17 protein-coding genes and 3 pseudogenes are annotated in these 14,543 nt (G+C 67.4%); 6 read left to right on the top strand and 14 right to left on the bottom strand.

Annotated elements, in window-relative coordinates; translation table 11 throughout:
* The first annotated feature begins 136 nt into the window (after positions 1–136).
* On the top strand, positions 137–1,333 hold the full coding sequence (locus tag TNCT6_RS29865) for an IS110 family transposase (RefSeq protein WP_301184407.1): 1,197 nt from the start codon (positions 137–139) through the stop codon (positions 1,331–1,333).
* 45 nt (positions 1,334–1,378) lie between these two features.
* On the opposite strand, the gene TNCT6_RS29860 is transcribed toward TNCT6_RS29865, so the two are convergent.
* The 4 genes from TNCT6_RS29860 to TNCT6_RS29845 form a co-directional block, all read right to left on the bottom strand.
* Positions 1,379–1,861: a DUF6082 family protein gene (locus TNCT6_RS29860; protein WP_141363932.1), complete on the bottom strand. Its 483-nt coding sequence runs from the start codon at positions 1,859–1,861 to the stop codon at positions 1,379–1,381.
* Between the two features lie 119 nt (positions 1,862–1,980).
* A complete protein-coding gene (locus tag TNCT6_RS29855; RefSeq protein WP_141363930.1) occupies positions 1,981–2,235 on the bottom strand; it encodes a hypothetical protein in 255 nt (84 codons plus the stop codon).
* Positions 2,236–2,365: 130 nt separating this feature from the next.
* Positions 2,366–2,989, bottom strand: coding sequence for a hypothetical protein (locus TNCT6_RS29850; RefSeq protein ID WP_141363928.1), 624 nt, complete (start codon positions 2,987–2,989; stop codon positions 2,366–2,368).
* Positions 2,947–3,348 (bottom strand): ATP-binding protein, encoded by a 402-nt coding sequence (locus TNCT6_RS29845; protein WP_253266460.1) that lies wholly within the window; start codon positions 3,346–3,348, stop codon positions 2,947–2,949. The genes TNCT6_RS29850 and TNCT6_RS29845 overlap by 43 nt, the downstream gene beginning before the upstream one ends.
* A gap of 247 nt (positions 3,349–3,595) precedes the next feature.
* On the opposite strand from TNCT6_RS29845, the gene TNCT6_RS29840 reads away from it, so the two are divergent.
* Complete coding sequence (locus TNCT6_RS29840) at positions 3,596–4,843, top strand: helix-turn-helix domain-containing protein (RefSeq protein ID WP_141363924.1); 1,248 nt, start codon at positions 3,596–3,598, stop codon at positions 4,841–4,843.
* Positions 4,844–4,893: 50 nt separating this feature from the next.
* Here the strand turns inward: TNCT6_RS29840 and cutA are convergent, their stop codons facing one another.
* From cutA to TNCT6_RS41745, 3 genes are read right to left on the bottom strand one after another with little or no spacing between them, the layout of a single operon-like run.
* On the bottom strand, positions 4,894–5,220 hold the full coding sequence (gene cutA, locus TNCT6_RS29835) for a divalent-cation tolerance protein CutA (RefSeq protein ID WP_141363922.1): 327 nt from the start codon (positions 5,218–5,220) through the stop codon (positions 4,894–4,896).
* Positions 5,221–5,224: 4 nt separating this feature from the next.
* Positions 5,225–5,803: a transposase gene (locus tag TNCT6_RS29830; protein WP_253266459.1), complete on the bottom strand. Its 579-nt coding sequence runs from the start codon at positions 5,801–5,803 to the stop codon at positions 5,225–5,227.
* Positions 5,796–6,008 (bottom strand): transposase, encoded by a 213-nt coding sequence (locus TNCT6_RS41745; RefSeq protein WP_141363920.1) that lies wholly within the window; start codon positions 6,006–6,008, stop codon positions 5,796–5,798. Before TNCT6_RS41745 ends, TNCT6_RS29830 begins: the two co-directional genes overlap by 8 nt.
* Positions 6,009–6,065: 57 nt before the next feature.
* Here TNCT6_RS41745 and TNCT6_RS29820 point away from each other — a divergent pair, with 57 nt between their 5' ends.
* The gene (locus tag TNCT6_RS29820) at positions 6,066–6,461 is read left to right on the top strand and encodes a hypothetical protein (protein ID WP_141363918.1); all 396 of its coding nucleotides are present in this window, start codon (positions 6,066–6,068) and stop codon (positions 6,459–6,461) included.
* Positions 6,462–7,043: 582 nt separating this feature from the next.
* Here the strand turns inward: TNCT6_RS29820 and TNCT6_RS29810 are convergent.
* The 6 genes and pseudogenes from TNCT6_RS29810 to TNCT6_RS40490 form a co-directional block, all read right to left on the bottom strand.
* The gene (locus tag TNCT6_RS29810) at positions 7,044–7,214 is read right to left on the bottom strand and encodes a helix-turn-helix domain-containing protein (protein ID WP_308789478.1); all 171 of its coding nucleotides are present in this window, start codon (positions 7,212–7,214) and stop codon (positions 7,044–7,046) included.
* Between the two features lie 140 nt (positions 7,215–7,354).
* Complete coding sequence (locus TNCT6_RS29805; protein WP_141366922.1) at positions 7,355–8,989, bottom strand: ISAzo13 family transposase; 1,635 nt, start codon at positions 8,987–8,989, stop codon at positions 7,355–7,357.
* Positions 8,990–9,420: 431 nt separating this feature from the next.
* Positions 9,421–11,223 carry an HNH endonuclease gene (locus tag TNCT6_RS41180; RefSeq protein ID WP_253266268.1) on the bottom strand — a complete coding sequence of 601 codons (1,803 nt, stop codon included), beginning with the start codon at positions 11,221–11,223 and terminating at the stop codon, positions 9,421–9,423.
* A gap of 9 nt (positions 11,224–11,232) precedes the next feature.
* Positions 11,233–11,402, bottom strand: a pseudogene (locus TNCT6_RS29795) (IS1380 family transposase); the annotation flags it as partial.
* Positions 11,365–11,823, bottom strand: a pseudogene (locus TNCT6_RS41175) (hypothetical protein); the annotation flags it as partial. The pseudogenes TNCT6_RS29795 and TNCT6_RS41175, both read right to left, overlap by 38 nt.
* 15 nt (positions 11,824–11,838) lie before the next feature.
* Positions 11,839–12,006: a hypothetical protein gene (locus tag TNCT6_RS40490; RefSeq protein ID WP_216372808.1), complete on the bottom strand. Its 168-nt coding sequence runs from the start codon at positions 12,004–12,006 to the stop codon at positions 11,839–11,841.
* Between the two features lie 96 nt (positions 12,007–12,102).
* Here TNCT6_RS40490 and TNCT6_RS29785 point away from each other — a divergent pair.
* A pseudogene (locus tag TNCT6_RS29785) lies at positions 12,103–12,219 on the top strand (integrase core domain-containing protein); the annotation flags it as partial.
* 193 nt (positions 12,220–12,412) lie between these two features.
* Here the strand turns inward: TNCT6_RS29785 and TNCT6_RS29780 are convergent.
* Complete coding sequence (locus TNCT6_RS29780) at positions 12,413–12,745, bottom strand: DUF952 domain-containing protein (protein ID WP_141363914.1); 333 nt, start codon at positions 12,743–12,745, stop codon at positions 12,413–12,415.
* 369 nt (positions 12,746–13,114) lie between these two features.
* Between TNCT6_RS29780 and TNCT6_RS41740 the strand changes: the two genes are divergently transcribed.
* Positions 13,115–13,243: a hypothetical protein gene (locus TNCT6_RS41740; RefSeq protein ID WP_301184406.1), complete on the top strand. Its 129-nt coding sequence runs from the start codon at positions 13,115–13,117 to the stop codon at positions 13,241–13,243.
* A gap of 92 nt (positions 13,244–13,335) precedes the next feature.
* Positions 13,336–14,472 (top strand): PP2C family protein-serine/threonine phosphatase, encoded by a 1,137-nt coding sequence (locus TNCT6_RS29775; RefSeq protein ID WP_141363912.1) that lies wholly within the window; start codon positions 13,336–13,338, stop codon positions 14,470–14,472.
* Positions 14,473–14,543: the final 71 nt, after the last annotated feature.

Genomic DNA, 14,543 nt, shown 5'->3' with positions numbered 1-14,543 from the left:
TGGATGGCTTGAAGTCCATGGCCGCCCGGGGCCCCGCGACGACTCGACCGCCAATTGGGAGATGCGACTCGATCGCTGCATAGGACAACGTCGGCGAGGTCGTCTGCTGGGTTGATGTGACGACGAGCTGGCGGAGGTGACCGTGCCCCAGATTTGGGCCGGAGTGGACATCGGCAAGACGCACCACCATGCGATGGTGATCAACGGGGACGGCGAACGGCTGCTGTCCCGCCGCGTACTGAACGACGAGTCCGAGCTGCTGGAGCTGATCGGTGACGTCCTGGCGACATCCACGGACGTCCTGTGGGCGGTCGACCTCAACCACGGCGGTGCCGCACTGCTGATCGGACTGCTGCTCTCGCATGGGCAGCCCATGACCTATCTCACCGGCCTTGCCGTGCACCAGGCCTCGGCGTCCTACCGGGGCGAGGGGAAGACGGACGAGCGCGATGCCTTCGTCATCGCCGACCAGGCCCGCGTCCGCCGCGACCTGGGGGTGCTGCGGCCCGGGGACGAGCTGGCTGTCGATCTGCGGACGCTGACCACCCGCCGCCTGGACGTTGTCTTCGACCGCACTCGCCAGATCAACCGCCTCAGGGCTCAACTCCTGGAGATCTTCCCGGCGCTGGAACGCTCGGTCGACCTCATGAAGAAGGGGCACGTCACGCTGCTGACCGGCTACCAGGCTCCAGCCGCGATCCGCCGCGCCGGCGCCAAGCGCATCGAGACCTGGCTGAAGACCCGCAAGGTCCGCGGCGCCGCCGCCATCGCCAAGATGGCCGTGGAAGCCGCCCAGGCCCAGATGGCCGCGCTGCCCGGCGAGACACTTGCCGCCGCCATGGTGGCCCGCCTCGCGAAGGGGGTGATGGCCCTCGATGAAGAGATCGCCGAGCTCGACGCCCTCATCGAGGCCCGGTTTCGCGAGCATCCCCACGCCGAAGTGATCCTCAGCCTGCCCGGCATGGGGCCCAAACTCGGGGCCGAGTTCATCGCCACGACCGGCGGCGACATGGACGCCTTCGGCAGTGCCGACCGCCTGGCCGGGTTCGCCGGCCTGGCCCCGCAGCCACGCGACTCCGGCCGAGTCAGCGGCAACCTGCGCAGACCCCGCCGCTACCACCGCGGACTGCTGCGGGCCATGTACCTCTCGGCGATGGCCAGCCTCCCGGCCTGCCAGGCATCCAAGGCGTACTACCGGCGCAAGCGCAGCGAGGGCAAGGGACACAAGAAGGCCCTGCTCGCTCTCGCCCGCCGACGCCTCAACGTCCTGTGGGCCATGATCCGTGACGGAGCGCGCTATCACGCTTCACCTCCCGTCACGGCTGCGGCTTGACAACACGATTGGGATGTCCTTCTCGTCGGGGGTGGCCGTCGCGCCTCAGAGGGCCGAAGCCGGTTCGAGTTCGCACTCGGGGTACTGATCCGGGCCGCCGGCCTCCTCGAAGGCCGCGTTGAGCAACGCCACGTACATGCGGTCGCGCCGGCCTCGGCACTGCCGAGCACGCCCGTGGCGGGACAGCGCCCACGCCTTGAGGGCCGCCGGGTCCTGCATGAAGTTCTTCGCGTTCTGCCGAAGCACGGCAGGCGTGAACACACCGAGGTTGAGACCGGTGCGCCAGAACTCAAGCCACCACTGACACACCAGAAGAGGACCCGATTCACCCTCCTTGACATGATTGGGATGGTTGCGCACCCATATCGGATCCAAGTCCGGGTGTGTCGTCGCGACTTCGAGCATGCGGCCGTGTGCCTGGTGCACCGCGAGCTCCAGGAACTGGCGGTGCTGCAGGTGCCGCTGGGCGGTGTGTACCGCGGACGCGAAGGCGATGGTGGCGGCCAGAGCGAGAAAGGGACGGTTCATCTGCAACCTTTGCTCACGGATGGATGGGGGTGGTGCAGGGCGACCGCGCTCCTCTGGCGAGGCGCGTGGGCGACGACTGAGGAGCAGCGGCGTTCGCCACCGCGCTCGCTTGAGGGAAGTCAGGCTGCGTCCGGCGGTCCGTCAGTCGGAGACGAGACCGCCCCGTTCGCCGGGGCCGGCAGGCGGGAGAGCCGGTGGAAGCGAGAGAGGTCGAAGCCACCCCCCTGCACCTCGCCGGCGGGCACGGCGAAGAGGTCGAGTCCCACTTCGCTGGGCGCCTTCGGGGTGGCCTCCTGGATGACGAGGAGCGCTTCGCCCTGCTCGCGGTGCGGCAGGAGGCGCGGCGCCCGATCGGTGTGTCCCTCGAAAGTCATGGTCAGCCCCCGGTCAGGTGTATTTGAAGGTGATGGCGAGCGCGGCGCTCACGGTGGTGATGAGGAGGACCTGGGCGCTAATCTGCCTCCAGCCCCAGCCCTTCTTGTCCATCCAGCGCAGTGGACGCCTTCAAGTTGGCGCGCTGGGCTCCTCGGAGATCACGAGGTGGACAAACGCCCGGCACTGCTCGCCCAGGTGCATGATCACGGCGTGGTACTCGTCGTCATCGGAGCTGATGTTGTGCCGGTCGAGGACGATCACGCCCTCCGCCAAGCCGTCTCGGAGCTGCCGCTCGGCTTCCCGCCAGCCAGGGCGCTGCCAGGGAGGCGTGTAGATGCTCCGGCTCGCACGGGAGGCGGGGATGTACGTCGTGGGCACCGGGACGGCCACATCGTGGAGCCGAGCGCCGATCGCGTAACCGTGCTGCTCGGCCTCGGCCTGTAGCGTGCCCCAGTCCTCGTCGGGTCGGGCCCCCGGACTCGGCACCAAGCTGTACGCCAGCAAGCGCAGCGGCTGGTCGCCCTTCCTGAGATCCCGCGCGTCGACGACCTCTCGGTAGAAATGCTGGCGGATCCTGCGGAGTTGACCAGCCCGGGACTGGCGCTTCGCGGGGTGTGGGGTGCGGGACCACCTCGGACGGTCCTTGCTGGCAACCTGCGACGCACCGGCCGTCTGCGTCTCTCGACCGCGGCCGAGGGCAACCACGGGGCTCAACACGTCGGGTCCGAGCTTGATCGCATCGTGCGGCGACATGGGGGTGCCTCCGTAAGAGTGGGGATGACCGCGTAGGTAGTTCGGCCGCTGTCCGCCACGCCCCACCGAAGCGACAAGCGGGCGACGAGGTACAGCCCTCGACCACCGAGATCACTGGCACCAGCACGTCGTCGCCTGGCCGGCGCGGTGCTGTCGTCGGTGACCCAGATCCGAAGCTCGTGGTTGTCGTGCCGCAGTCGCAGGCGGACATCCCCAGAGCCGTGGGTGATCGCGTTGGACACCAACTCGGAGACGACGAGTCGGGCGTCTTCTGCCAGAGCGTCCGGCAACGACCACTGCCTCAGCACGGTGACCGTGGTTCGTCGCGCCTGAGAGACGTGTACACCCGCCGACTCCATGACCATCTCGAAGACGCGAGAGCTCAGCGGACACTCAGCGGGTGCGGTGCCGGCGACGCTGGTGCCGCCGCCATCACCCTTCGGTCGCAGTGGCGTTGCTGTCAGGTGCGTGGTCATGTGCCCATCGCACCGTGGCTTCGTGATCCGGAACAGGGGAAACCGGAGGGGGGAAATCTTTGTCAAGGGGGAAAATCAGAGGGGAGTTGGGGAGAGGATCGGATTTCTCCCACCGATAGAGGTCAGACTCATGGCAGTGGATCCGTTTGCCGAGTTGCTCCGTCACCTGCGGCTGAACGCGGAGCGCACGCAGGACGAGCAGGCACATGCGATCAACTCCGCTTCCGGCCGGGCAACGATGACCCGCCGAGAGGTCGGTCGGTACGAAAAGGGCGCCAACGTCCCCACGGACCACACACTGGGGAACATCGCTTTGGCCTGCGGCGTCCCGCTGGAGCCGCTGCTGCGCGAGGCGAAGGCCGCCCGCGCCAGGCGGCGAGAGAGAAACAAGGCTGAAGGGGAGGACCTGGACGACGTGAAGCGCCGAACGTTACTGGGAGGCGCCGTCGTCGGCGCGGCTACGGCTGCTGAGCCGTGGGGTCGGCTCGCCCATGCACTCAGCAGGGGCTCCAAGATCGACCCTGACTCGGCGGGCGTTCTCATTGATCACGCGGCCCGGCTGCACGTGGACGAGCTGAGCGAAAGCGCACGTAGTCTGCAGGCTCGGGTCGAGTCGCACCTGGACGCGATCACCGCAGCCCTTCCCCGCGCCGGCACCCATGAGCGAGCGCTGACCATCGCGGCGGGAGAAACGGCAGCTCTTGCCGGGTGGGTTGCCTGGGATCTTGGGGAGCACGACAAGGCCGCCGCCTATTACGGAGTGACCTCGGAGTGCGCGAAGAAGGCCGGGCACCCCCCTCTGCGCGCCCTGGCGCTGGGCTACGCGAGCTACGGCGCCCCCAACCCTACGAAGGCGCTGGAGATGCTGTCACAGGCAGCACAGGACGTGCGCGGGCGCGGCAACGCAACCGCTGCAGCGTGGGCCCTGGGCCGGTACGCGGAGGAAGCCGCTCAGTCAGGGGATGACACCGGCGCTCTCCGAGCCCTGGAACAGGCAAAGTTCGCTTACGACTTCGCCGACCATACGAGTGAGCAGGCGTGGGTCCGTTTCGTGACGCCGTACCGGATGGACTCCTTAACGCTCTCGGTATACGGCGAACTCAAGCGTCAGGAGCTGACGGCCACAGCCGACTCCGCGGTCGAACGCCTCGGTGGGGAACTGCCCGACTCCGGAGTGGTCGTCCTCGGGGACCTGGCGTCGGCACTTCTGCGCGGCGGCGACGTGGACCGCGGGGCCTACGTCGCGCACCAGTTCGCAGCGGCAGCGGAGTCCAAGCCCAACACCATGGGACGTCAGCGGGCGCAGGCCATCGCTGCCGGGCTCCCTGACACGGAGCACGACCTGGCCAGCCACCTGCTGACGTTCGCGTCCTCGTGAACCGTCGCACCCCGCACGCTCGCCAAGGGCGAGGCGCTGGGCGGCGTGTCCTACTGCGGGTGCGTCTCGTCGACCACCCAGGCCAGGTATGCCTCTGACCCTCCGGTCACGGGCAGCGTGACCCACTGGGGGACGTCATACGGGTGCTTCTCGTGTACCCACGCTTCCAGCGCTGGGAGGCGGTCCGACGACGTCATGTACGAGATTCGCCACTCCTGAGCTGCTTCGACCTTCCCCTTCCACCAGTAGAAGGCCGTGATGGGCGCATCGATGTGAACGCCCGCCGCCAGCTTGCTCTCGACAGCGCCTCGGGCGAGAGCCTTCGCCTGCTCTTCGTCGTCACTGGTCGTCTGCGCGATCACGATCTCGTGGTCCATGCGGCTACCTCTCCAGCTCGGGTACCGCGACCCTATCCAGATGTCCGAAACAGGCAGGCGGGTGGTAGTTGCCAGGAGGGCTTGGCGAACTCACCTTCCGCACTGATTCCGTCTGCAGGGCCCTGTGATCCTGTGCAGGAGCGCGCTTCGACATAACGGGGTCAACGAAGTTGAGCGGTGCGAGGTGTCCTTGGGCTCGGCGGGTGGTGACGCAGCGTGTGCGTAGCCGCTGGTTGGCCGGGTTCCGGAAGCCGTGCGTATTCCGCGCGCACAGCTTGATCATCCGGTTGACGCCCTCGCTGGCGGTGTTGCTGTGGCCGGTCGCGATGAACGCCGAGATCTCGGGCCACCAGCAGTCGAGAGTGACCGCGAGCTGGCGGACCTCGGGGACCTCGGAGTCCGCGCACCAGGTGAGCAACTTCCAGCGCAGGTGGCCGACGCGCTCGCGGTCGGCCCCGGTGCGGGCGAGGGCGAGCAGGTCCCGCAGCCGCTTCTGCGCGATCCACGCGGTCAGCAGCGTCATGCCGATCTGGCCGGCGTCCATCAGGGCGTTCCGCATCTTCGTGAACTGCTTCTCAGTCAGGTCCTCGCGGTTGCAGAGCAGTCGGCACCTGGTCTGCCACTCGGGGTCGGTGGCCCGTACTCGCCGACCACGCAGGGTGGCGGTGGTGCGGATGGCGCACCGTGCTGAGCATCTTGTTCGCGAGCTGAACGACGTGGAAGTGGTCGACGACGATCGTGGCGTGGGGCAGACCGGTGCGCACGGCGGCCCGGTAGCTGGTGGACATGTCGATGGCCACCTTTCATAAGATTGCCCCTGATGCGCGACCAACGAGGAGGCATGGGTGGGCAATCTGGGGGGATACCAGACGATGACGACGCTGGCGAAGAAGGTGGGCGGCCCCGGAGCGCTGGCCGTCGTCACTGCCGTGGGCGGGTGGGCCATCGGCCGGGGTGCTGAAGCTGGCGGGAAGAACGTATTCAGGGCCGTCAAGGCTGCGGCCAAGAAGCGGAACGCCCCGTGCTCGACGAAGGGTCAGGTCTTCGACGTCGTGTCCGACTGCGAGGACGGCAAGGGCCTCGCGCTCCGGGCAGGTGACCAGTACCGAGTCATGGAGTGCGACGGGGAAGCGATCCTCATCGAGGTGCTCGGTGGCACGAACAATCCCTACTTCACGTCAGCGCAGTTCCTGGCGTCGGTGTCGGGCTTCCCCACGGCGGAGAAGATCAATGCCGAGTAGCTTGACTGCGGGTGTGGGCACTCGAGTCAGCGGCTGACCCGCGCATCGTAGAAGCCCCCGTGAGTACTGCGCTTACGGGGGCTTCTACGCTGCGGCAGGCCCGACTCGCCGTCCGGCCGATGGGCCATTCAGCGAGTTCGCTCTCCCCGCGTCCGCCATCCGGGACGATACCCAGCAGGCGGTGGAGGTCCACTGTGACCACACGCACGCGCTGTCGAGCTTGAGGAGCATGACTGGGTGCTCGCCCCGCTTCGCCAGCGCGTAATCCGTGCTGCAGCCGATCGTCAGCGCCTTGTTCCCTGTGTCAAGGTCGACGGCGACAGGCAGAGCGAGCAGCCCCCGCGGGTCATCCCCCTGCTTCTCCACCCCAGGGACTTTTCAGGGACTTTCAGCACTGCCTGAGGGACTTCCGAGGGACTTTTCGCGGCCTAACGTGGCAAGCCCCCGAAAGATCGGAAAGGGCCTCCGTTGCAGGTCAGAGGCCCTTTCCCAGCCAAAGCCGCAGGTAGCGGCAGACGAGTCGGGCTGTACGCCGGGTACTGTCGCCCTCCCGACGCAAAGGCACAGGCGTACTCCGCCAATTCAGACCGCGCGATCCACCGCCTGAGCCTCCAGCCACGCCTCCACCTCCGGCCAGCGGTAGCGCAAATAGCGGCCGACCTTGTGGGCTCGCGGACCCTGGCGTCGGTGATTCCATACGTAGACCGTGTTCAGCGGCACGCCGAGAAAGCCGGCCAGTTCCTCAGCGCTCATCAGCGGGCGACGGTCCCTCGCGCCACTGGCGGCACCTGTCGCACGGGCAGTGGTTCGACGCATGGATACTCCAGAATCTCGGAAACGGGCAGGAAAGAACCCAGGGAGTCGCCGAAAAATAACTTCTCGATCTTGATGGGTTACGGGGGTGTGAGGTCGTGTCCGGCGATGGCGGCGAGTTGTTCGGCCGTGGTCACGGTGAGAGGGCCGGTGGGCACGGTTTCCCCCAGCGCGGTAAGGACTGAGGCGGCGTCCCGGATGGTGGAGCCGATCCTTGTCTTGGTCAGGCCGGTCGTTTCGGCGAGTAGTGCGTGGGTCATGGACCAGCGCTTTTTGAGGAGGAGGACGACGATGTGGTCGGCGGCGGACAGGCGTCGGCCGCCTGCGCCGGGACCGCCGTCGGGGCGTTTGCCGGGAAGCAGGATCGGGGGGTGTTCGGCGAGGTAGCCGCGGTAGCGGGTGACGAGGTCGTCGAAAGCCGGGGTTTCCAGGCCGGTGAGGCTGGGGTGCCGGAGCCAGGCAGGGGTCTTGTCCCCAGGTGGGAACCGGCCGAAGGACGGGTCGCGGGGCGGCGGCGGAGCCGGTGGGGCGAGGGGTTCGGGACGCAGCGTGTAGTTCCAGGTGCCGTGCCACTCGTGGGGGGTGAGCGGGAGGCGCTCCATGACCTCGTCGGGGACGGTGACGCCGGTGGGGTACTGGCCGGGGTCGAGCTCGGCGTGGACAGTGAGGCCCGTGCTCGTGGTGACCGCGCCGATGGTGTTGACGACGACCTCATGGCTGGTCAGCGGGCGTCCGCGCCAGTTCGTGCTGATGCGTGAGAAGAGCCGGTGCTCTATTTTGTTCCACTTCGACGTGCCCGGAGGGAAGTGGCAGACCGTTACGGTCAGGCCCGCCGAGAGGGCGAAGTCCGCGAGTTCCTTCTTCCACGCTTTCACCCGGTAGCCGTTCGAGCCGCCGGCGTCGGCGGTGATCAGCAGACGGGTCGCGTGCGGGTATCGGTGCCGGCCTTCGCCGTCCCACCAGCGTCGGAGCGTGGCCACCGCGAACGCGGAGGTGTCGCCGTCGCAGCCCACCGACACCCAGCCGGTGTCCGCGGACAGGTCGTAGATTCCGTACGGGACTGCCTTCTGCGCGTTCTTCTCGGGGTAGTCGTGGGCCCGCACCCTCACCGGCTCACCGCTGCGATGCCACTCCCGCCCGATAACCGCGTAGTCGCCCAGTACTTCCTTCTTCTTGGCGTCCACGCTGATCACCGGCTCACCGGCTCCGGTGAACTCCTGGACCTGGCCGTTGATGTAATGGAACTGGGCGTCCCGGTCCGGATGACGGGCTCCCTCGGTCGTCCGGCTGGTGCCCTGCAGGGAGAAGCCCTCCTCCTTCAGCAGGGCCGCAACCGTGTCGGACCCCACCCGGAATCCCTGGGCGGTCAACTCACCCGCCAGCTTCCGTGTCGACTTCGTCGTCCACAGCAGCGGCGACTCCGGATCACCCCGCTGGTCGGGTTCCACCAGCGCCAGCAGGGCCGGCAACAGACCGGGGTGCTTCTCGCGCAGACGTCTCCGGCCCCCGCCCTCCCGCCTCACCCGGCCCGAGGGCCCCGGCCCGCCGACCAGTTCCGCCACCCCGCGCGAGACCGTCTCCTCCGACACCCGGGCAGCACGAGCGACCAATCGGACACCGCCATACCCCAGAGCCCGCGCGTCCGCTCCCAGCACCAGCCGGCGCCGTCGTTCGTCCAGATGCGGCAACAACCGGGCGAACTTCTCCGCCAGCACCGCCTCGATCCCCTCCACCACAGCAGCACCCTAAGGCCCCAACAGCCCTACAAGACACCGAAGTTATTTTTCGGCGACTCCCTGGGGTCGGCCGCCCCGGCCTTGCATCCAGCCCGACTCCGGCAGCAGCGACCGGACCTCGGCCCACTCCGCGTCCGTCATGTCCGTCGGGTATTGGTGCTGCCGCCCGGGCCGGTCGACCGCGTTGCCGAACATGTGTGCGAGGCAATCACACAATGGGGCAGCCGAGTTGGACTCGTCCGGCACCAGCACGGAAGACTGTGGCAACAGGGCCTCCTGATGCTCGTATGGATTCGACACCCATGAGCTGTGCAGGAGGCCCTGCCTTCATGCCCTCACCCCGGCAGGATCACCCAACCGGGAACCCGCGTTCGACTGCCGTTGCTCAAGATCGGTAAGACAACAGCTTCTTACTCCGTGGTCAGACTGTTCAGCTCACACAGAGTCCGGTGATAGCGCAGGTATGCCTCATCGATCCGATGGTCGGCGTGTCGGCGAAGGTGCCCCAGCGACTCGCCCCCATGGGCCTGCCTCACGACGCCATCAACGTCAATGTAGATCTCCAGGCCGTCGAAGAGGACGTGGTGATTGGGGCACAAACAGAGCAGGTTCTGCAGTTCATCCGGACCGTCATGCGGGGAGCCGAGCCCACGTATGTGAGCAGCCTCGCTATAAGGCCTGTGCTTGTACTGCAGGCGGGTTCCACACACCTGGCAGGCATGGCCGTGCAGTTCCTTGACCCGATTTGCAATCGCTGCATCGCGAATCAGCCGTGAGGAGGTCGACTCCCGCCGCGCAGTCGGACCAGTCGCCCGCTTTTCATCGGCGGCCTCCTGCCCGCGGCCGTCCTCGCCGTCATCGAGCAGGCCGTCGGCGGTCGCGTATCCGGCGAGGCCTACCCGGCTGAGCAACTCGCGCTGATCGACGTCGTCAAGATAGGTGCTGCACAGCTTGACCACGGCTTCCAGGCGAGTCAGAGGGTTCTGCAGCAGTTCGGCGGCCGCATGAGTAAGGCCTGCGACGGGTTGGACCCTGTTGAAGATTCCCGGTTGCGGCATGGAGCTGGCATCGCTTTCTATCCCATGTACCTCCCACAGGTCATTGCCCTTCAGGTGCCAGAAGGGATATTCGGGAGTGACCTTGGAACCGGGCAGTCCAAATTCGGCTAGGAGTGGACTGACCTCCGCGCGGAAGCAGGACCAAGGTGCCAGCCGCGGCTTGCCCGCTGCGATCCGAGAGACCGCCCAAAGCAAAGCCAGCGGCTGGTGACGGCTGGGAGCTTTGTTCCTTGGATGACGATGAATGTTGAGAGAGCCGACCCGGTCTAGCAACTCCGCCGAGGTCAGCTGTAGAGGTGCAGCAGGAAGTGTTGCCTGAGGTGGGGTAGGGACCGGTTGGCGGCTATCCGGGAAGAACTGGACAACACGGCGGTAGGCCTCGGCGGACCTCAGGGTGAGGCTCCGTAGAGGCGCTGGAACGCTCAGGCTCTGCAGCACCGGAGCTGCAGGAACGCGTACGGGAAACTCCTCGACGTCTCCCAGCGCCATGATGTGTTCCCAGGTGGCGTTGTCCTCATCGGTCCCCCAAACCGCCTGCGCCACGGGCAAGCTGTTGAATAGGTGGAGGATGCGGGCGCGAGCGATGAAGTGGCTCTCTGCATAGAAGAACACGTCGTCGCCAACGCACCGGCTTCGCAAAGCTTTTGCTTTTTCGTTATTAACTCGCGTGGTGGGGGTGGAGCCCCAAAGTCGAGCTATCCCGTCCGGGTACAAAGCGGCGAGCGCATCCGCCTGCCCGCCAAGTACATCCTTGATATCTGCGATCGGGATGCCCTGTCGTACAGACCTGGCGAAGTTTTGCGGGCCACGGTCCCGAGCCCCACCGCGAGGCTGGAGAACCAGTTGTGGCGCCATCTGCTGCGACCCATGCGTGACAGCGGTCCCGTCCTCCACAGTGAAGCCGAGCGCGCGCAGACGGTGCGCCACTGTACGCGCCCCACCACTGAAGCCATCAGCTGGTAGCAGGTCGCCGACCGAGTAGAGGTGCGCTACGCCTGCAATTGCCTTCGAGTCGTAGCGGTTTCCATCCCAGACCAGCTCATACGCCATGGCTCGGCCGAAGCCGTACCGGCGGCGAAAGGTTTCGCGCCCGAGGTCCTGACACTCCTCGACGGCAGCCAGTACTCCTGCACGCGTCACATCCCCAAGTCCCATACGCAAGAGGTTAGTTCTGCGCGGTGTCGTCCGCATGTCATCCGCGTCGATGATCCTCAACTGGGCTCCGGGATGGGGACGTTCCTTGCGGAGATCAACCGCGTGCCCTTCGGCCAGCCGTCGAGCAGGTCGCCGGTGAGTTCAGCGACCCAGGCCCCGCCCCTCACTTCGCCGTCCGTTGTAGGTCCCAGCCCGTCCCGACCGTCGGCCGGTAGCGGCCTGTCCGCTCTGGCGCCCAGGCGTCCATCGGGTTGTGGTGCGCGTGCGCGCGGCCGGAGCGACGCCCCAGATCCAGCGGGAACGGGTCGAGCAGCGGCCCGGATCCGGCATCACGGTGCAGGTCATAGAACCTGCGCAGCACCGTCTCACTGGGGCGACGGTCGACGGGGCATAGCCGGACCCCAGGGTCGTTTTCCCCGTCACCGGGTTCGGGGCGCCGAAGCTGCCGGCCGGCCGCCTGGCCGCGGTCGCCCGTGGCTTGACCGTCAGCTGGATCCAGCAGCTGAAATCCCGAGCATCCACGCGCGTCGCTCGATCCCACGGCACCTGGACCGCGTGCAGGAACCGCCACCACCGCAGCAGGTCCATGCCATAGGAACGGACGGTCGCCGCCGCCTACCCTGCTGCAAGCAGCTCCTGGAAGAACATCGCGACCGGCGCCACGGTCGCACCGTCGGCGCCGACGAGCCGGTAGGGCTCGTACCGGTCGCCGGTCTCCGCCAGCCGACCCCACCGGGGGACGGCCAACCTCGACAGATCCCGCTCGGGCGCACGATCGTTCATCCGGGCCCCTGTCAGGACTTCTCTCTCCGTGAGCGCTGATCGGAAGGTCGTCGCCGACGGTCGCGGCTTTCGATCGTCTCTTTCAGGAGCTGTGACCGCGACTACATCTCCGAGCATGAACGCCGCACGGCACTCGCGGACTTCCTGAACTACTACAACCACGAGCGGCCGCACGCCGCGCTCGGAGGCCGACCACCCATCAGCCGGACCTCCGGCGGCGACAACCGCGTTACCTTCGACCAGCCGCCGGAACCACTCGACACGCTCCCGCAGCAGCTCACGTTCGAGGAGTTCGTGGAACCAACGTCATGAGACATCACATCTAGCGGACCTGCTCTCACTGCTAGCTCTCCCGGCCCCTCGGTCATCACCAACACCAAGCGGCGGCGCACCCCTCCCTGTTCGCTCACCCCCAGGGCTCGACGCCCACCACGGCCTCGACCGGCACTGCCCCGTACACGTGCGGGAACTCCTCGCCGTTCGGCGGCATGGCCTCGTACCTCAGCGGGACATCAAGCCGGGCCGGGTCCACGACCAGCACCACCAACTCGTCGGGGCCCTCGTAGTCGCCGTAGAGGAAGGCCGCGATACGCGGGAGCTGGTCGCGGGTGGAGAAGTGGACGAACCCCTCCTGCTGGAGCGTGCGGCCGCGGGTGGACATCTCGTAGGTGCCGGACTCACGAGCCGTCTCCCATAGTGAGCGCTCGGTGATGTGCACGATGTGCTGAGGTTTCGGCATGCGGCCACGCTACGGGCCCGGCCCTGCCGCGCGCATCTGTAAAATTGCGCCGGTCCGGCAGGCTGAGGGACCGGGTGACGGTCGACGCATAGGCGGTGCGGGTACGGTCGTGCCTCCGCGCGCCGAAGATCGCGCGTATGTCCCGCCAGCGTGATCACATACGCACTCACCTCAAGCAGCTACCCGCGCACCTCGGCCAGCGTGATCGCATACACACTCGCCTCAAGCAGCTGCCCGCGCTCCTCCACTTCCGCCGCCTCCTGACCTCCGCCGCGGAGGACCTTCTCCGGGATGCGCTGAGGGCGAGCCTGAGCGGGCTTGGAACACTCGCGCTCTTCTGGTGGCATCACCGCCATTGAGTCGCCTGTAGTGTTCGGCGCTGCGATCACCTCTGAAACTTTCAAGACCGCCCATGCCGCGCTGCCCGTCCTGGTCCTGACCGAGCTCGTGGCCGCGGTCGGCGACGACGGCGAGCTGGACCGGTTCGAGCGCGCCTGACGGCAAGAGGGAGGGAGCGGCTTCGAACCGCTCCCTCCCTCACACCCGGCACACAATGGCCGACCGACCGCGGGCAAGGCAGAGTGGAAGGCATGAGTCCCCGGCAGAGCCTTGTCGGTCTGCGGCAGCCGTGGAAAACGAATCATGCGCTGGTGCTGCTTCCAGTCACGCTCATTGTGGTGATCACGGTCGTGGACCTCAGCATTCCCCAGTACATCTATCTCGAGCCTGCGCTAGTCATCGCGCCTGCGCTGACCCCATCGTTCGCCGGGCCCCGGACTACCGGCCTCATCGGAGCGCTGGCGGTAGCGGCCCTTGTACTCATCTCCCACTTTCAGGCCGGTCTGGGAGACCTGAACCGCATCGTGCAGATCGTCACGCTCATTGTGCTCTCGGTGACGGTCGTGATCTACAGTGCGCTCCGCGACCGGCGCCGAGCACAATTGGCCCAGGTCCGGTCGGTGGCCGAGGCCGCACAGCGCGTCCTGCTGTGGCCGCTACCCGAACAGATCGGCCCCCTGAAAGTCGCCAGCCTGTACCTGCCCGCCGAAGCCGAAGCGCAGATCGGTGGCGACCTGTACGCGGTCGCCCGCACCGACGGCACGGTGCGCATCCTGATCGGCGACGTGCGAGGCAAAGGACTTCCCGCCATCGGCGAGGCCGCAGTGCTACTTGGAGCCTTCCGCGAGGGCGCCCACCGGCAGGCCTCCCTGCCGGAGCTCGCCGCCACCGTGGAGCAGAGCGTGACCCGCTACCTGACCGAGTCCGAGCCGGCAGAGGAGGCCGGCGAACGCTTCGCCACCGCCCTGCTCGTGGAGATCCCCGACACGGACCCGGTCACCCGGATGACCAGCTGCGGGCACCCGCCGCCACTGCTGATCAGCACCGGCCGCTCGGTCACCGTTCCCAGCCTGCAGCCCGCACCCCCGATGGGGGTCGGCTTGACGGGCTCGGGAGACCACAGCCTGGACGTGTTCTCCTTCGAGCCCGGCGACACCCTCCTGCTCTACACCGACGGCGTCATCGAGGCCCGCGACACCCGCGGCCGCTTCTACCCCCTCGCGGAACGCGTCGCGCAATGGCCCCAAGCCGGACCGGAGTCGCTTCTGCATCACATCCGACGCGACCTCCTCGCCCACTCCGGCGGACGCCTCGACGACGACGCTGCACTGGTCGCCCTCCACCGCACCCCGCCCGCCCACCGCGGACAGATCATCCACCGCGGATAGCGCTGGTCCCGGACGGCACCGAGAAGAACGACTGGCGACAACTACTTGACTGCTCCCTCGCCTGAAGGCGG

This window comes from Streptomyces sp. 6-11-2 (genome assembly GCF_006540305.1).
Lineage (GTDB): Bacteria > Actinomycetota > Actinomycetes > Streptomycetales > Streptomycetaceae > Streptomyces.
The sequence above is the reverse complement of the archived record's forward strand: the minus strand, read 5'-3'. Positions and strand labels throughout refer to the sequence as shown.